This window comes from Sphingobium sp. DC-2 (assembly GCF_000722555.1).
Taxonomy (GTDB): Bacteria; Pseudomonadota; Alphaproteobacteria; order Sphingomonadales; family Sphingomonadaceae; genus Sphingobium; species Sphingobium quisquiliarum.
Window position 1 is genome coordinate 51,764 of record NZ_JNAC01000057.1, and the last position, 17,072, is coordinate 68,835.

14 protein-coding genes are annotated in these 17,072 nt (G+C 58.9%); 7 read left to right on the forward strand and 7 right to left on the reverse strand.

The window, feature by feature from the left end; genetic code table 11:
- Position 1 precedes the first annotated feature (1 nt).
- Complete coding sequence (locus ET21_RS0112865; RefSeq protein WP_030540029.1) at positions 2–541, reverse strand: hypothetical protein; 540 nt, start codon at positions 539–541, stop codon at positions 2–4.
- A 587-nt stretch (positions 542–1,128) separates the two neighbouring features.
- Here ET21_RS0112865 and ET21_RS28510 point away from each other — a divergent pair.
- Positions 1,129–2,520 carry a sugar transferase gene (locus tag ET21_RS28510; RefSeq protein WP_021238914.1) on the forward strand — a complete coding sequence of 464 codons (1,392 nt, stop codon included), beginning with the start codon at positions 1,129–1,131 and terminating at the stop codon, positions 2,518–2,520.
- A gap of 34 nt (positions 2,521–2,554) precedes the next feature.
- Here the strand turns inward: ET21_RS28510 and ET21_RS0112875 are convergent, their stop codons facing one another.
- On the reverse strand, positions 2,555–2,884 hold the full coding sequence (locus ET21_RS0112875; RefSeq protein WP_021238913.1) for a hypothetical protein: 330 nt from the start codon (positions 2,882–2,884) through the stop codon (positions 2,555–2,557).
- A gap of 156 nt (positions 2,885–3,040) precedes the next feature.
- On the opposite strand from ET21_RS0112875, the gene ET21_RS26665 reads away from it, so the two are divergent.
- A complete protein-coding gene (locus ET21_RS26665) occupies positions 3,041–3,475 on the forward strand; it encodes a hypothetical protein (protein WP_051768168.1) in 435 nt (144 codons plus the stop codon).
- Positions 3,476–3,914: 439 nt separating this feature from the next.
- On the opposite strand, the gene ET21_RS0112890 is transcribed toward ET21_RS26665, so the two are convergent.
- From ET21_RS0112890 to ET21_RS0112910, 5 genes are all read right to left on the reverse strand, one after another.
- Entirely contained in the window at positions 3,915–5,081 is a 1,167-nt protein-coding gene (locus ET21_RS0112890) for an AGE family epimerase/isomerase (protein WP_051768169.1), read from the reverse strand.
- Positions 5,078–6,304: a glycosyltransferase family 4 protein gene (locus ET21_RS0112895; protein ID WP_081856724.1), complete on the reverse strand. Its 1,227-nt coding sequence runs from the start codon at positions 6,302–6,304 to the stop codon at positions 5,078–5,080. The genes ET21_RS0112890 and ET21_RS0112895 overlap by 4 nt, the downstream gene beginning before the upstream one ends.
- Positions 6,305–6,308: 4 nt before the next feature.
- The gene (locus ET21_RS0112900; protein ID WP_021238908.1) at positions 6,309–6,968 is read right to left on the reverse strand and encodes a putative colanic acid biosynthesis acetyltransferase; all 660 of its coding nucleotides are present in this window, start codon (positions 6,966–6,968) and stop codon (positions 6,309–6,311) included.
- Positions 6,961–8,499 carry a hypothetical protein gene (locus ET21_RS0112905; protein ID WP_156029170.1) on the reverse strand — a complete coding sequence of 513 codons (1,539 nt, stop codon included), beginning with the start codon at positions 8,497–8,499 and terminating at the stop codon, positions 6,961–6,963. The genes ET21_RS0112900 and ET21_RS0112905 overlap by 8 nt, the downstream gene beginning before the upstream one ends.
- 131 nt (positions 8,500–8,630) lie before the next feature.
- Positions 8,631–9,902 carry a WcaI family glycosyltransferase gene (locus tag ET21_RS0112910; RefSeq protein ID WP_030540037.1) on the reverse strand — a complete coding sequence of 424 codons (1,272 nt, stop codon included), beginning with the start codon at positions 9,900–9,902 and terminating at the stop codon, positions 8,631–8,633.
- A 680-nt stretch (positions 9,903–10,582) separates the two neighbouring features.
- Between ET21_RS0112910 and ET21_RS0112915 the strand changes: the two genes are divergently transcribed.
- The 5 genes from ET21_RS0112915 to ET21_RS0112935 all read left to right on the forward strand — a co-directional run bounded on the left by ET21_RS0112915 (position 10,583) and on the right by ET21_RS0112935 (position 17,027).
- Positions 10,583–11,818: a glycosyltransferase gene (locus ET21_RS0112915; RefSeq protein WP_030540038.1), complete on the forward strand. Its 1,236-nt coding sequence runs from the start codon at positions 10,583–10,585 to the stop codon at positions 11,816–11,818.
- Positions 11,819–11,872: 54 nt separating this feature from the next.
- Positions 11,873–12,937: a GDP-mannose 4,6-dehydratase gene (gene gmd, locus ET21_RS0112920; protein ID WP_030540039.1), complete on the forward strand. Its 1,065-nt coding sequence runs from the start codon at positions 11,873–11,875 to the stop codon at positions 12,935–12,937.
- Positions 12,937–13,884, forward strand: a complete 948-nt coding sequence (locus ET21_RS0112925; protein WP_030540040.1) for a GDP-L-fucose synthase — start codon at positions 12,937–12,939, stop codon at positions 13,882–13,884. The genes gmd and ET21_RS0112925 overlap by 1 nt, the downstream gene beginning before the upstream one ends.
- A gap of 282 nt (positions 13,885–14,166) precedes the next feature.
- Positions 14,167–14,880 carry a polysaccharide biosynthesis/export family protein gene (locus ET21_RS0112930; protein ID WP_081796390.1) on the forward strand — a complete coding sequence of 238 codons (714 nt, stop codon included), beginning with the start codon at positions 14,167–14,169 and terminating at the stop codon, positions 14,878–14,880.
- A 50-nt stretch (positions 14,881–14,930) separates the two neighbouring features.
- On the forward strand, positions 14,931–17,027 hold the full coding sequence (locus ET21_RS0112935; protein ID WP_030540042.1) for a polysaccharide biosynthesis tyrosine autokinase: 2,097 nt from the start codon (positions 14,931–14,933) through the stop codon (positions 17,025–17,027).
- Positions 17,028–17,072: the final 45 nt, after the last annotated feature.

The following is a 17,072-nucleotide window of genomic DNA, read 5'->3' on the forward strand; positions in this document are numbered from 1 at the left end:
GTCAGTTGCCGCGCCCCACCGTCGTGTTTCCCTGCGCCGCGATGTTCGTCGCCGCGAGCGCGTTGGAAGCGAGGCCGCTGTTCCAACCGTTGTTCAGGACACCGGCGAAGTTGGCGAAGCTTGCCCCGCTCACTACATTATCGCCCGTGCGGATCGCGGGCGTTGACTGCGTAGCCGAACCTTCGACACTCACGCCGCTATTGGTCGTAACAGTCGACAAGTCCTGTATCGCCATGATGATCGTATGCGAGCTGCTGTCCTGGCTATTGTCGATACTGTTATCAAGGACACCGTTGCTGGTCGCCGTGGCCGTCGCATTGTTTCCGATGTCCGTAGTTACAGTATTCGCGGAAGAGGACTGGTTGATGACATCCGCGTTGCTGTTGCCGGTGGCATGAGCGTCGCTTCCGGCCTGGCTGTTTGAACCCGCATTCTGGCTGATGCCTGCCTCAAGACTGATTGGAGCTTGAGCGGCGGCCACGCCGGGGATTCCGGTGAGCACCATGGTCATGGCGGAAAGGACGTTGAACCTGAAAGCCATCTTGAATCCTCACGTTGCAAGTGGCCGCAACGATGCAGCCTGTGTTGATTGAGTTTCCAAAGAGCAGTCGTTCCGAGCCAAGTATGAAGGAACAGCGGCCCCCTATCTTAAAACGCACAAAACAGGCGCGCACTCTTAAACGCAGAACAATTTCCAAAGGGATTTATAGTGCAGTGCGTCATAAAGCTGCTATGATTCGGCTCATGCTGTCAATGTGAATCAGCGGATAACGAAGGATAGAACGTCTCAAATACAGACAGCCGGGCTATTTTGGTTTGATTGTCGATATTGCACTTGCACTAAAGCATCTCCAAGATATTCCATATACGATCATTTGTTATGTGAACGAATCAGTAACATGATGTTTCGTCGCTCACCGCCCATAGGTGATGCGCCGCTATTGCAGAAAACTCATATGGTCGCGCCATAAGGAAGAATAGCGATACCGGATGGCGTCATGCGACGCGATCGAGGGAAATGGGATTGAAACTCATAACCTCCATGGCTGAATATTCATCCGGTGAATAATTGGAGAGGATGGCTGAACACCATAGCTGATCGGATCCACGATCCGAGGGATGGTTTTAGTGTATCTGCTGAATGACATCAGGAGTGCTGCTCAGACCCGCGATCTTCTCCCGCTGCGGCGGTCGAAGAGTGAAATACGCTGGCATCTCTATGTCGAATTGCTCCTGCTTGACTGTATTTGCCTCACCGCGCTGCTGATCCTGGCGGAAGGATTGTTTCACGATGGGTGGTTCAACCGGGATGCGATCAATTTGGTGGCCATGGTCGTTCCCATCTATGTAGGCGCGGCAGTCAACAGTAACGCCTATTCCTTGCGAGCATTGACTCAACCATTGCAGGCGGCTGTGAAGGCAGCGCTGAATATCGGACTGACGATGCTGGCGGTGCAATGCGTGCTCTATTTCGCCCAGGTCAGCGAGAGCGTCACGCGGCTACCCTTTGCGATCGCGATTTTGTGCAGCGCAATAGTCCTTCCAGCCTTGCGAAAGCCGTTCAGTTTACATGCGCTCTCCCGCGCGGGCGGCAAGCTGACCAACGAACTGATCATCAGCGATGGCGTCCCGCGCGACCGGCTTCCCCGAACGGAGATACTGGATGCGGACCTGCACAAGCTCGGACCTGATCTTAGCGATCCCTATATGCTCAATCGCCTCGGCCGGTGGCTTCGCACCTTCGACCGGGTCGTCGTGGCTTGCCCGGCGGAGCGGCGTTCCGCCTGGACGATCGTGCTCCAGGGGGCAGCGGTGCAGGGTGAAATAATGCTGATGGACGACAGCAACGCGGGCGTGCTCGGCATAGGCCGCTGCTTCGACAGCGACACCCATATCGTGTCGAAGGGACCGCTCAACATGTCCGATCGACTACAGAAGCGGCTGTTCGACCTGGCCCTCACGGCCCCCGCGATATTGCTGCTCAGCCCTTTGTTCATCCTGGTTTCGATCGCGATCAAGCTGGAAAGTCCAGGGCCTGTCCTGTTCTTCCAGAACCGGGTTGGCCTTGGCAACCGGTTGTTCAAGATCGCGAAGTTTCGCAGCATGCGGGTTGAGACGTCCGATAACGACGGATCTCTTTCGGCCAGCCGCTCCGATGACCGCATCACCCGCGTTGGTCGCTTCATCCGCCGGACCAGCATCGATGAACTGCCCCAGTTATTCAACGTTCTTCTGGGCGACATGAGCATCGTCGGCCCGCGCCCGCACGCGCTGGCGTCCACCGCCGATCGCAAGCTGTTCTGGGAGGTGAGCCAGAATTATTGGCGCCGCCATGCGCTAAAGCCCGGCATGACGGGACTTGCGCAGGTGCGCGGCTTCCGCGGCGCTACCGAGAAGATCGAAGACCTTGAAAATCGATTGAGGGCGGATCTGGAATATCTTCACGACTGGTCGCTGCTGCGCGAAGTCATGATCATCCTCAAGACCTTCAAGGTCTTGGTCCACAAGAACGCCTACTGAGGGCGAAGCCTTGTGGAAAGCCTAGCTCAAACGCCTATTCCTTTTTGTCAGCGCGTCGCGCTCCCGCGATTGAAGCCAATATCGGCGCGCCGGCCCTGCATATTCTGGACGCGATTCCAGCCAATGCGCGACGGTGCCGAAGCCTCGTGCGGGTATCGGCTGGCGTTGACAAACCGGCAGGAGAAAAAAGATCGGGAGCCATCTCATAAGCGCGCCTTGCGATGGCCAGCGCATCGTCACCATCCTCGGCCCGGCGATAGGTCCATGCCTGACGCCAATCGACAACAAGCCCTTGCCCATTGTCCAGCATACAGATCAAATCATCCCCTTCCGGCATGATTGATATAATGGCGTTTGCGCCCATCTTCCTTTCCGTCATTGTGGTGTGCCGGACTGCTCGCGACCGGTGCGCACCTCTCGCTGCTGCGCGCACAATTGGACATGCTTCGATGTCCAGTCAATCCGCAGGACTTCGATTGATCCGCGCAGTTCATCGGCCCGTCCTGCAACGCAGGATGCGATGGAGCGCCGCAAATTACGCGGCCCCCTGATCATGGAATATGTCGCCCTTTACCAGCAGCTTGTCGGCTGGGTCGTCGGACTGTTCGGCAGTGACAAGATGGCGCATGTTGTCGTAGGCCTAGCCCTATGGTTCGGAAGCGCCTGGGCGCTGCGAAAGCCTTTTCACAGCCTGCCCCCTTTGGCAGTCCTTGTGGCCGCCGAAGCACTTAATGAATGGCTGGATCGGATCACCTATGGTTCCTGGCGTTGGACCGACACGAGTATGGACATCGTGGCGACCCTTGCCTGCCCCTTGCTCATATTGCTAGCGCAATCCTGCGTGACCTTCGTCCTGAGGCGCCAAGCGCTCTCGCGGCGATCAGAAGAACCGCGGCAAGGCGAACAGGGTAACGGCCGCGCCACCGAGCAGGGCGGCGATCCCAGCCGCGCGTGACACAGCCCGGATAAAGCGCTCGCCATGAGATAACGGGTCCGAAAAATGCTGCCAATCCGCAAGGGCCGATGCGCCCCCAGGCGCGGCATTCACCACCTGAAGCTCGGAGACGGACCCTTCATGGGGCGAACCGCTCGCAATCTTTACATGTTTCATGTTCAGCCCCGGAAAAAGCCTCTCTTCCTCCTATCCGGGACAGGTTTAGAATGACTTAACAGGCGCGAACGGCTTTGCTTTCGCGGCCGCATTCGCTTTTTCGGCTGTTTCATCGAAGCGATCAGCGTGATCAGGACGAAGGGCAAGAACAAAGGCAGCCACATCAAGGCTATCGCGCGATCAGTCCAGTTGATAGAGACAAGCTTCGCCGACTGACTTTGCTGCTTCCATAGGTGGCAAGCACCGGCAGCCCAGATTATGGCGGTCCCGCATAAGAGGATGATCACAAGCCGTTCCTGATCCTGACATCCTGCTGCGGAACCATCTTCACTGGCGAAATGGCCTCCTCTGCAATCAATGCCGTAAAGCCGGTCATGATGTGGTAGAGGGAGGAGGCAGGTGCTGCTTCCAGCACCCATTCGCCTCCGGCCGTCATCCGGTCATGCCAGAGGCCGGGCGTACGCACATTCAGGAAAGCGCGAATACACTCGAAGCTTTCGATCGCGTCGTTCTCGCACTGACGAACGATTGCGGTGCGCAGCCGTTCAGTCTGCGCCCAGAGGCGCGACGATGCATCGATCGATCTTCCGCTTGGGTCTACTGAAAAAAGCACGCGACCATCGCAAACGCCCCAGCGCCTGCCGAATTGATACAAGCTGGCGCTGACGAGCTGGGTATCGAAACCCAGCAGCCGTTCGGCTTCACTCAAGAGAAACGCCCATTCAAACTGATGCCCTGGCTCGCGGATGCAGCCGCTGTCATCGCACTGGGGCCGCCACTCGGCATCGAAATACTCGCCTACTGAGCCTGTCGATCCGTCTATCATCCGGTCGAGCGCCAGCGCAGTCAGCCCGCATGCGATCCGTTCCATTATCGAACCGGGCGACAGCTCCGTCCAGGCGATCATCGCCTCCAGCATGTGCATATGCGGGTTGGAACGGAGCCCGGTCCGCCCATCTATTTCGATAAAGCCGCCTTTGGGATGGGCATAGTGCTGGATCAACAGCGACAGCAAACGGATTGCCTGTTCCTCATGCCCCGGCTCGTCAGGAAATGCGCGCTGCGCGGCCGCCAGCGCGAACAGGACGAAGGCCTGATCGTAAAGGTCGGCTGTATCCTCGACCACGGTCCCGTCGCGTGCGACTGCGGCTCGATACAAGCCGTCCGGGCGACGATAAGCGTCCAGAAATGCCAGGCCGGCGCGCATTGCGCCGCGCCAGTCACCATTCCAGCCCATCGCTCCAGCTTGGCCGAAGACATATATCTGCCGCGCCTGCACGCGCAGCCGCTTAGGCAGATCAACCGGATGGCCATCCATGTCGAGCCGGTCATGGAACCCGCCAGCCTCGCGATCATGACCAGCCTCGCACCATAGGGGCAGAGCGTGGTCGAACAACCAGTCCTCGGCCCATTGCGCAGCCCACTTCAGCCTTTCATTCGTTGCTTTCATGACGGGCGCACCCCACTGAATTGAGCCGTAGCAATGGCTGGCGCCGCGATCGGTTCGCGTCGCACGGGGACCGCCGCATGCCTCATGCCTCCATCCACAGGCATGCCGGTGAGGGCCGAGAAATCCTTAAGGAAAAGCTGGGCGACCCGCCCAGGCACATATTCCTGGCTCTTGGCTTTGGAAGCTTCGGCGAAGCGCCGCCGGAGGGCTTCGTCCAGCATGAGCTTTTCGAGCGCCTGCGCCAGGGGTTCTCCGGTCGGGTCACGATGATCGAAGCTTAGGCCATGCGCGCCGGGCGTTATCGCATCCTCGAAACAACCGAGGTCCGACACGATGGGCGCGCAGCCACATGCCATCGCCTCCAGCGGCGCGACAGGAAAGGCTTCGCCAAGTTCGGCTACGGACGGGTAAACGAAAAGCGCCGAGCGCCGGAAATGATCGGCCAGTTTCTGCTGATCGAACACCGGTCCCGTAAAGTCGATTGGCGCCCCCGAATCCTGCGCCTGCTGTTTCAATTCTGCCATGAATGCTTCCCCGTCTCCACCCTGACTTTCCAGATGTGGTCCAACGACGACCAGCCGCCAATCAGGATACCGGCGCGACAGCAGAGCGAAGGCGCGGATCAGCAAATGAATGCCCTTCTCTCGCGCAACCCGGCCGACAAACACGATTTGCTTTTCCTTCTCCAGCGACAAAGGCGCTTCCGCCTCCCGCGCGAAGACGCTGGTCAGCGCATTGGGGATGGCTTTCACCAGATGAGCGACCGAAGGCGTCTGCTCGATCACCGCCCTCGCGATATGGCTGGAGCAGCATTGCAGCCGATCGACGCGGCTATAGAGCGCCATCTGCCCCTTTGGGTAACGGGCAACATCGACATAGATCTTGCCCGCCTTATGGCGCGGAATGATGACTGGCGCCGACACGCTATTGGTAATGGTGACGTCCGCTTGGGGCATCGCTTTGCGAATCCGCCATGCATAGAGAATGTCGGCGAGCCGGAAGATGATCTTGTTCCTGGGCATGTCGCGCGAACGGACACGTAGATGGCGGACGCCGTTGATGACTTCCTCACGGGGAAATTCGCCATATGCCCGTGAGATCATTGTCACATCATGACCCCGCCGCGCGAATTCTTCACAAAGGGCATAGAAGATTTTTTCACAAGCTCCACCCATTACGGGCGGCAGTGGCAGGAAAGGTCCAACGATGCAGTTTATGCGCATGACGCTAATTCTTTCTCAGGGGGATCATGACGGCGCTGGAAGCATCGCAACATTGCCGCGGCGCACGAGGCCGAACGATCGCCGCCGGGTTCCCCCGGTAAATGGTCCAGGGCTTAAGCGCGGTGAAAGCGCAGGCGCGAGCGCCAAGTACCGCTCCGTCGCCTACCTGAACGCCCGGACCTACAAAGGCTTCCGCGGCGATCCACACGTCCGCGCCGATGGTGATCGGCCGGGCGATCAACTGAAAGTCCGGGTCTGCGACATCATGCGATCCCGCGCACAGATGGGCGCGCTGCGATATGATGGTTCGCCGCCCAATACTGACCATGGCCATGCTGTAGCAGTTGACACCCGGCCCCAGCGTCGCGTGGGCGCCCAGGCGCAGATGCCGGGGATACCAGACGAGCGCACTGGCCGCGATCGCCGCCCCCTTCTCCACCTGAGCGCCGAAGGCTTTCAGCAACAGGATGCGCCACGGACTGAACATCGGCGGCGTCCAGCGCGCGAGTAGCGTCCAGCAGATTTGCCAGGCAAGACGCTCCAGCCGGTTCGCCAGCGAAAAGCTCGCCCCCCCCGTCAGCGGCGTCGTGTCACGCGCGCTCAATATCTTGGAACGATCGGGCGCGTCGAGCGGCGCCGGGCATTCGCGCAAGATTTCAGCCATGGCCCAGATTCCTTTGCCCTTGGAGGCCCGCCAACGGCGCGAGCGCCAAGCGGATGCCGAGTGTCAAAATGGTGTAGACAAAGATCGCCTGAATATAGGCCCGGCTCGCACTCTCAACGAGGCTGCGGAAGGACTCGTAGACCAGTCCCCGCGCGACGATTTCATATAGCAGCACAAAGGAAATCGCCGATATCAGCAACCGGCCATCATGCATCAGCGAATAGCTGTCGAACTCGATAAACATCAGAATGCAGATCGCGAACACAACTAGCGGCCAGAAGACGCTCAAGACGTCGATCGTGTTTGTGATTGATGATCCGGTGCGATAGCCGCCCAGATCTTCGTTGAACGCCAGGTTCGCATAAACGTCACCCGTGGAAAAACCGCGATTGGCCTTATCCACCGACAGTCCCAATGCATTAATGATAGGTGTTGGCAAAATGCTGATAATACCTTCGTAGGCATCGCGTCTGATCTGCGACTGTTGAAAGTCGGATAGGCGCAGCGAAGCCGCCATGGTCAGGTCGGTATATTTGGTATAGGTCAGCCGCTGAAAAAACTCGCTTTCCAGATAGATTTCCGAAATTCCACTAAAGCCCGATTCCATCGTCATGCTGGCTTCATCGCGCCGCATCGCCTCCAACCGCGCCTTGTCGCCAAAGGCCCGCACCGTTTCCATCGCGATTTCCGCCGGGGTTGCCTGACCGCGCAGCAGGCGCCCGGCCTGCATCGCAGTCGCCAGATCCTGCGCCACGCCCGCGATCGGCAGCGCGACCAGCACGCCAACCGCGATCATGACCTTCGCCCGGCGGGAAAAACGCACACGGCCCATCGCCGCCATCATCAGGATCGATAGCAGCACGGTGAAGATGCAGACCGCGAATATGACTCGTGCGTTGAAGAACAGGGCAGTCACCAGCACCAGCGCGAAATAGCCGCTCAGCATAGGGATGGTCCCCGGCGGATCTACGATGTCACGATCGAAGAAATAGCGGCGAAGCGGTATGAAGAAAGGCGCGACAATGAAAGGGACCAGCGCCTGAAGGAACTTGCCTCCGACATTTCCGAATTCAACCGCATCGCCGAACATGATGCGCGAAACCCATGTGGCGCCGATGCCGAGTAGCCCCAACGCCCACAGCTCGACCGGCCGAGGAATGCGAAAGATCCAGATCGGCTTCAGCACCCGCCGGGCGAGCCACCGCGATGGCGCCTGCAAAGCCGGAGCATTCGTGTAAACGATGTGAGCGGCCAGTACCACAGCCTGAAAGGCTACCGTTGCTTCAAAGACTTCGCGCGGAACCAGCAAATTGTAGATTAGTGGCCGCCAGCTCATCGTCTGCGCCAGGAGCGGCAACGCATAGGTGGTGACCGCAAAACCCATCACCGCCATGCTGGAAATCGGGAACCGGCTGACCGTCTTGCGCCTGAGGCAATGGATGGTCGTCGCCACCCCGGCGACAGCGCATAAAATCGAACAATAGATGTTCACGACCGACGGCTCTATGATGATCTGCGCCAGCACCAGCATCGCAGCGCCGGTCGAGCAGATCAGCAGCATGCGCAGGCCGGGCCGCGATACGTCGATGAACCTCATCGCGATACCCCTTCATCGAAGGACGTGGTGCGGGGTGCGGGGCGGATCATGCGCCGTCCCTCCGCTTAGCTGACTGCTGCGTCGGTGATTGTGTCCGCTGTCTTGGGAAGATCGCGCATGCAAAGGGCCGAAAGCTCCGCCTGGACCGCACTCATGATGGCGGCCTTGGACCAGCGCTCACGCGCCCGCTGCCGCGCCACCTCGCCTAGGCCAGAACGCATGGCGGGCGAGTCCATTACCGCCTCGACCGCAGCAGAAAAGGCGTCTGCGTCGCCCGGCGGAATCGCCAAGCCGCACCCTTCTATCTCCCAGGCCAGACCGGTTTCGGCTCTGGCGGTAGCGATCACCGGCCGGCCCGAGGCGAGCATGTTGGTGAGCTTTGACGGCAATACCAGATCTGCGGCACCCTCGATCTGCGGCAGCAGGTGCACCGAAGCGAGTGACAGCAGCGATCCTAGCTGCTCGCGTGGCTGCAATCCTTTCAACAGCACGTTAGGCAGGTCGCGGGTCGCTTCGGCGAGATGGATCATCTCCGGCCCCTCTCCGCAAATCACGAAGCGAATGTCGTCGCGCCGCTTCAGCTTGCGGGCCGCGTCAACGACAATGCCGATGCCCTGCTTGCGGCTGACATTGCCGGAATATAGCGCGATCTGCTTGCCGTCGAGCGCCCACTCGGCACGATAGGCCCGGTCGTCGGAATTGCTTTCGACCAAGCTCATGTCCGCCCAGTTGCGCACCTCCAACACTTGCGCTGAGGAAGGAAGCAGCCTTGCAAGTTTAGCGCACATCTGCGGCGAAATGCTGCTGTAGCGATCAAAGCCGCGAAAGGCCCAGCATTGAAATGCGAGCGCGAGCCGGGCAGCGCGGCCTTCCTGCGCGACAAGGCCCGTCGCAAAGGCGGCCTCCACCTCGAAATCCTGCACATGAACCCAGGTTCGCGCACCTGAAAGCCGCCCCGCCATGCGCGTAAGCGGTGCCGACATCAGGGAGGGCGCGATTGCGATCACCACATCAGGCCGCTGGAACAATATGTTCAGCATCACCGGGATCAGCGCGCTGAACACGAAGCTCAGATGATGGATGATGCGCCGGAAACCCGTTGGATTTTCTGGAACATAAATCGGGCAACGGGTTACAGAGACGCCCTCCTCCACCGCATGGCGATAGAGAAAGCGGCTATACCCCTGCGCCACCCGCCAATGGGGATAATAAGGCGCAGCAGATACGACGGAGACCTGCGTTCCCGCCTGCGCCAAAAATGTCGCCATGTCGCGTGTGTAGGGACCTATACCAATAGGTTCCGGCGCGTAATTGAGCCCGATGATTAGCACTTTCATGGGAAACCCCAATATTGAACGACGCTAATCCTCTCCCGAACTATCTATCATTCACGCCGAAGCGTGCGTTCTGTTCAATTGGAGCGACCCATTTTCATGTTCTAAGTTCTGCCGCGGCCATAGGCATCGTCATGGATCGAGCGCACACAGCAACATATTGTTGCTTTGCACCCAAAATGTCGATGATTAACAACCGCGCCGCGACATAGCGCGCTTTTGTTAGCCTATTGTTATAAAACGCTGTAACGTCATGGTCTTTATTTATATTGCGACCGTCCAGCTGCCCTGTTTGGCATTTTCGCTAGAGCTTGTTGACTCCTGAACCTTCTTTGATTCGCAAGCACAAGTCAACGTCTATTTTAACACTGATAAAGTCTTCTTCTCCTCACGAATCGTTACGTTATCCCGAACAAATTTCAGGCAAAATTCTTGAGAAGCAGGGGAAGAATCTGGATGCTTAGTAACCGTGTCTTGGTTATGTGCAACCGAACGATGTTGATCTATCACTTTGGAAACATAGATAAATATATCTAAAGGTAGCCCTTCGATCGTTCAGTTTGCCTCATTTTGGTTAACAGCCCTTTACCACTCCCAGGAAAGAGTGTTATCGCTGCGTTGCAGCATAGGTGACTGCGCAATCGCAAAAATAAGCAGCAATTCAGCATGGAAGGTAACGTCGAGTGCGTATTCTTCATGTTATCGCATCTGCTGATTCAAGGGACGGTGGACCGATTGAGCATGCGGTGCGCACCGGCCATGCGTTTGCGCTGCGCGGCCACAGCCAGGATTTCCTGACCTTCGATCACGCCTCCATGAGCAGCGCGACCGACCTGAACGCCCATGTTTTCACCTTCGCGCGTCGGCCGCGATCCGGCTGGCTCGGGAAGTTCGCCAGCGTTATATTGGATCTCCCGCTTGCGCTTGGCTGGATGCGTCGGCGTCTGGCTGATTATGACGTGGTGGTGGTTTCCGGCCTATGGAATGTCGCGACACTCGCCGCGCGCCTTGGTCTGCCTCGCGGAAGGACGCCTTACATCGTTTTCATCCATGGCATGCTCGACCCCTATTTCAAGCACGCCAATCCGCTGAAATCATTTATGAAACAGTTGCTGTGGCTGGTAAATGAGCGCGTGCTCGTCCGCCACGCGGACCGGGTACTTTTCACCTGTGAGGAGGAACGCCGACTCGCGAGGCGCAGCTACTGGCCTTATTCCGCACGCGAGCAGGTTGTCGCCTTTGGAACGGCCGATGTCCCTATTCCAAGCCAGACGCAGCTTGCTGCTTTCGATGATCATGTCCCCGGTCTTGGCGATCGCCCCTTCCTGCTGTTCCTCAGCCGCATTCATGAGAAGAAGGGCGTCGATCTGCTTATCCGCGGCTACGCCGCATGGCTGCGATTCAATCCTGGAACGAGCTTTGACCTTGTCATCGCAGGCCCCGACAACAACGGCCTGCGTGATCGCTTGAAGGAGCTGGCCCGGCAGGAGGGCGTCGAGAGTCGCATCCATTGGCCTGGCATGCTCAAGGGTCACGCCAAATGGGGGGCGTTCCGGCGCTGTGATGCATTCATCCTGCCCTCTCATCAGGAAAATTTCGGCATTGTCATCGCAGAAGCCTTGGCCTGCGCGCGCCCTGTCCTCATCAGCGATAAAGTCAATATCTGGCGCGAAGTTGCGGATGACGGCGCGGGGCTTGTTGAAACAGACTCGGTAGAGGGAGTCACCACCCTGTTGCAGAGGTGGACGTCGCTTAGCGACGACCAGCGCAGGCTGATGGAAGATGCAGCGCGAGCGACGTTTTCGCGCCGCTACGATTTGAACAGTGCAGTGAAAGATCTTGAGCGCGTCATGCTCGAGACGATTCAGGAGAGAGGCAAGGTTACCGATAAAATCAAAATGGAAGTGGTCGCACAATAACATCCAAACGGATGAAATAGCTTAGCCTTCCTTATGTGATTTTGGGGTTACAACATGGCTAAAAGGACCGCTCTCATATCGGGCATAACGGGTCAGGACGGTGCGTATCTTGCACGCTTCCTGCTCAACAAAGGGTATCATGTCCACGGCATCAAGCGCCGATCATCGTCATTCAATACCGGACGTATTGAGGACATCTATCAGGACCCGCACGAACCAGACCGAAACTTCTTCCTCCACTATGGAGACCTGACAGACGGGTCGAACCTCATACGCCTGGTCGAACATTGCCAGCCGGACGAAATCTACAATCTTGCCGCCCAAAGCCATGTTCAGGTGAGTTTTGACACGCCCGAATATACGGGCAATGCCGATGGCCTGGGGACATTGCGCTTCCTTGAGGCGATCCGTATCCTCAAGATGGAGAAGGCCACTCGCTTCTATCAGGCTTCCACATCAGAGCTTTACGGCCTTGTTCAGGAAGTGCCGCAGCGCGAGACAACGCCCTTCTATCCTCGCTCGCCCTACGCGGTGGCAAAGCTCTATGCCTATTGGATCATCGTCAACTATCGCGAAGCCTATGGCATGCATGCGTCAAATGGCATATTGTTCAACCATGAAAGCCCGCTGCGCGGCGAGACCTTCGTCACCCGCAAGATAACCCGGGCCGCGGCGGCGATCTCGCTGGGGCGTCAGTCAAAGCTCTATCTTGGTAATCTCGACGCAAAACGCGACTGGGGCCATGCGCGCGAATATGTGCGCGGCATGTGGTTGATCCTTCAGCAAGACGAACCCGACGATTATGTGCTCGCCACTGGCGAGACGACGACGGTGCGCGACTTCGTGTCGATGGCCTTCTCCGAGGTAGGCGTCGATATCCGGTGGACCGGCAAGGGCGTGGACGAAAAGGGTCTTTGTGCGCGCACCGGCACATGCCTGGTCGAAATCGATCCGCGCTACTTCCGTCCGACGGAGGTCGATCTGCTGATCGGCGATCCGACCAAGGCGCAGACGAAGCTTGGCTGGCATCATGAAACGTCGGTGCGCGAGCTGGTGGCGGACATGATGCGCGAGGATCTGAAGGTCATGCGCTACGAAAAGATCCAAAAGGACGCGTGATGAGCTTCACACTGCACAACAAACGAGTCTGGGTCGCGGGCCATCGCGGCATGGTCGGGCGCGCGATCGTGCGCCGTCTGGCAAGCGAGGACTGCGAGATACTGACCGTCGGCCGCGATGAACTGGATCTCAAGGATCAGGCGGCCACGCGCTCCTGGATAGAGGATCGCAAGCCCGACGCGGTCATCGTGGCCGCTGCGAAAGTGGGTGGAATCCTGGCCAACTCTCGCTTCCCGGCCGACTTCCTCTATGACAATCTGGTCATCGAAACCAACGTCATAGAGGGCAGCTTTCGCGCGGGCGTATCGAAGCTGCTGTTTCTCGGATCGTCCTGCATCTTTCCCAAGTTCGCTCCCCAGCCGATTGTGGAGGAAGCGCTGCTGACAGGCGCGCTCGAACCCACGAACCAGTGGTATGCGATCGCCAAGATCGCCGGGATCAAACTGTGCCAAGCCTTTCGCCAGCAGCATGGCGCGGATTTCATCTCCGGCATGCCAACCAACCTTTATGGGCCATGGGACAATTTCGACATCGAATCCAGCCATGTGCTGCCCGCACTGATCCGTAAGTTTGACGATGCGAAGCGGTCAGGTGCGGACAGCGTCACCTTATGGGGTACAGGCACGCCGCGGCGGGAATTTTTGCATGTCGATGATTGCGCCGAGGCCTGCCTGTTTCTGCTGAAATCCTATTCGGGCGATCAGTTCGTCAATATCGGTTCGGGCTCGGACGTCACCATCAGCGAACTGGCTTCCTTGATCCGTGACGTAACGGGATTCACCGGCTCTGTCGAATATGACGCCTCCCGCCCCGATGGCACGCCACGCAAGCTCATGTCGTCGGCTCGCATCAACAGCATGGGATGGACGCCACGGATCAGTCTGCGCGAGGGCATTGAGCAGACCTATCGATGGTATCTGGAAAATGTAAATGCGCTGGCGGCCTGACAAGACCAGTATAGGAAACATGATCGAATCTGGATGAGAGAATTATCGATGATCTCACGTCTCTCCAACATAGTCGAACGTGGTATCTGGGGCGTTCATATCGGTCGATATGATTTTGCCATAAGCACATCGTGGGTTCGTGCAGTTCCAGATCTTTATTCCATAAAGCATTCACGATTATACAGATTCGGCCGATGCCTGATCGTCATCAGCGCTCTGGATCGTCACGGATAACCGAAAGCACAAAGCGGCCAGGCCGCGATGTAAGCAAAGGTGTAAGGCATGCAGCGACATCGACAGGGACATGGCGGCCGCTATGGCGTTGCTACCACAAGAGCAACATTGCTGCTTGCCGCTGCGCTGATCACACCGAACGTGGCGAGCGCGGCGCGGTCCGACCCCACGATGGCGGCGACATCCCTGCCAGCAGCCACACCGGGCCAGACTGTGATCGGGGCGGGCGACCTGATCGACATCCAGGTCTATGACGTGCAGCAACTGAGCTTTCAGGGCATTCGCATTGATCCGGCCGGACATTTTTCCTACCCGCTGCTCGGAACGATAGACGCGCAGGGCAAAGCACCCCAGGTCCTCTCCGCCGAAATGGCCGAAGGACTGCGCCGCTACCTCGTCAATCCGCAAGTCACAGTCTTCGTCAAGGAATCCGCGACCAATACCGTCACCGTCATCGGGTCAGTTACCGAACCGGGCAAGTTCAAGCTGATTGGCCACACCAGCCTGATGGACGCCGTCGCCCTTGCGAAGGGCTTTACCCGGATCGCGGACCAGAAACAGGTGACGATCCTGCGCACGATCGGCGGACAGCAGACGGCCGCGCTGTTCGACATGCGCAAGATCAGACGCGGAGAAATGACTGACCCGCCGCTACTGGGAGGGGACAAGGTCGTCGTGGGCATCAACCATCTTGAGGCGGCATGGCGCGATGCGCTGCTGGCGGCGCCGCTGCTCGGCATATTCGCGCAACTCAACAACTGACCGGATCGACATTTTGGCAAGCTCCGACGGGAGCGACAAGGAACAGGCACATGGCAACCATCGCGCCAAACCAGATCACCCAACGCCCCCGCCGCGACGATGACGGCGGTAGCGAAGGCATAGATATAGACTTCCCCGCGATCTGGAATCTGCTCCGGCGCAACGTCCACCTCATCGGCGGAGTGGTGGCGATCGCGCTATTGATCGGGGTGGTCATCGTTATGCGCGCTGAGCGGCTCTATCGCGCGACAGCCACCGTGCAGATCGAGGAGCAGTCGGCCAAGGTTCTCAACAGCGAAGACGGCAGGCAGGCGAGCGGATCGCAGGAGGCCGAACGCTTTCTCCAGACCCAGCTCAGCCTCTTGAACAGCCGCGCCATGGCGCAATTGGTCGTCAAGAAGCTCAACCTTGCCTCACGTATCCCGCCAGGGCCAGACGGCCGCATCCTCTCCCCGCAGGAGCGGGAGGAAGCCGCCATCGCCAAGCTGCAATCATCGATGAGCCTCACCTTGCCGCGAGATTCGCGGGTAGCGCAGATCACCATCACGGACCGCGATCCGCGCTTCGTGGCGGACGCCGCCAACGCCTATGCCGAAGAATTCATCCAATATAATCTGGGACGCCGTTTCGGCGAGACCAGCTATGCCCGCACGTTCCTGGAAAATGAACTCGGAAAGGCCAAGAAGCGTCTCGAAGCATCCGAAGTGGCGGTGGTCGATTATGCCCGCCGAACCCGCCTGATCGACGCCACGGGTGGCAAGGGCACGGAGGATGGCGTGCGCATGCTCACCTCTTCGAACCTCATGGACATCAATTCCGCATTGGGCCGCGCCAAGGTTGAACGGATCGAAGCGGAACGGCGCTGGCGTCAGGCGCAAGCTACCCCCGCGCTGAACATGCCGGAAGTGATGACAAATCCTGCCGTACAGCAACTTGTCGAAAAACGCGCGCTGAGCACCGCCGATTACAGCCGGGACCGGGAGAAATTCAGGGAGGATTATCCGGGCATGCGCGACCGTGCAACCGAGCTGACCGCCCTCAACAACGAGGTGCAGAAGATCGCCCAAACCATTCGGGGCGGCCTGCGCAATAATTATGAAATCGCGGTCAACCAGGAGCGTGCCCTCGCCAGCCAGCTCGAATCGCTCAAGACGCGCACGGTCGAGGAGCAGAACAAGAGCATCGGCTACAATATCCTACGGCGCGAGGTCGATACCAATCGTCTGATGTATGACGGGCTGCTGCAACGCTTCAAGGAAGTAAGCGCCGCAGCGGGCGTGACCGCCAATAATATCTCGATCGTCGATCGGGCGGAGGTTCCCAACCGGCCTTTCACCCCGCGGACGACCATGACGCTTCTCTCCAGCCTCGCTTCCGGCTTTGCGCTGGCTCTCGTTCTGGTGGGCGTCCGCTCGCGACTTGATGACATCATCCGCTCGCCCGAAGATGTGGCCAGCGCGCTTGATCTGCCGGTGCTGGCGACCATTCCTTCACACCCGTCCCGCTTGTCGATGACGGAAGTAATCGAAGGCTCATCGCTCTCCGAGGCCTTCTGGTCATTGCGGCTGGCGGTCGAACGCACATCGTCCGGCGGCGTGCCACGATCGCTGCTGTTCACCAGCAGCCGATCATCGGAGGGTAAGTCGACCTGCGCTTACGCCGTCGCATTGAACTTCGCCCGCAGCGGGCGGCGCGTGCTGTTCATCGACGCCGATCTGCGCAGACCTACCCTCCACCGCGCCATCGGCCTGCCTAATGACAAGGGGCTGGCCAGCGTCCTGGCGGGTGAAACGACGCTGAACGATGCAATCCGCTATAGCGTGGCGGATCGGCTGGACGTCCTCACCGGGGGGCAGCCGACCCGCAATCCCGCCGAGCTGCTGGCGCAGCCGGTGCTCGCCTCGATCATCGCCGCAGCCGAGCAAAGCTATGATCTGGTTGTCATCGACAGCGCGCCGGTACTCCTGCTTGCCGACGCCATCGCCCTCGCTTCGGCGGCCGGGGCCACGGTATTCGTGGTGGAGGCCAATGGCGCCAGGGCGCGCGAGGCGCGCGCAGCGGTCCAGCGGCTGGATGAGAATGGCGCCAGGCTATGCGGCGCCGTTCTCACCAAATATGACCGAGAACTGATGCAGTATCGCTATTGAACGGCTGCGGCGATGTCTCACACATTCACCGATGTATGGGCGGAG

Coding starts and splice junctions, on each gene's coding strand:
- ET21_RS0112935 (WP_030540042.1), top strand. CDS start 14,931: ATGGCAACCATCGCGCCAAACCAGATCACCCAACGCCCCCGCCGCGAC.
- ET21_RS0112930 (WP_081796390.1), top strand. CDS start 14,167: ATGCAGCGACATCGACAGGGACATGGCGGCCGCTATGGCGTTGCTACC.
- ET21_RS0112865 (WP_030540029.1), bottom strand. CDS start 541: ATGGCTTTCAGGTTCAACGTCCTTTCCGCCATGACCATGGTGCTCACC.
- ET21_RS0112875 (WP_021238913.1), bottom strand. CDS start 2,884: ATGGGCGCAAACGCCATTATATCAATCATGCCGGAAGGGGATGATTTG.
- ET21_RS0112925 (WP_030540040.1), top strand. CDS start 12,937: ATGAGCTTCACACTGCACAACAAACGAGTCTGGGTCGCGGGCCATCGC.
- gmd (WP_030540039.1), top strand. CDS start 11,873: ATGGCTAAAAGGACCGCTCTCATATCGGGCATAACGGGTCAGGACGGT.
- ET21_RS0112900 (WP_021238908.1), bottom strand. CDS start 6,968: ATGGCTGAAATCTTGCGCGAATGCCCGGCGCCGCTCGACGCGCCCGAT.
- ET21_RS0112910 (WP_030540037.1), bottom strand. CDS start 9,902: ATGAAAGTGCTAATCATCGGGCTCAATTACGCGCCGGAACCTATTGGT.
- ET21_RS0112895 (WP_081856724.1), bottom strand. CDS start 6,304: ATGCGCATAAACTGCATCGTTGGACCTTTCCTGCCACTGCCGCCCGTA.
- ET21_RS26665 (WP_051768168.1), top strand. CDS start 3,041: ATGGAGCGCCGCAAATTACGCGGCCCCCTGATCATGGAATATGTCGCC.
- ET21_RS0112905 (WP_156029170.1), bottom strand. CDS start 8,499: ATGCTGGTGCTGGCGCAGATCATCATAGAGCCGTCGGTCGTGAACATC.
- ET21_RS0112890 (WP_051768169.1), bottom strand. CDS start 5,081: ATGAAAGCAACGAATGAAAGGCTGAAGTGGGCTGCGCAATGGGCCGAG.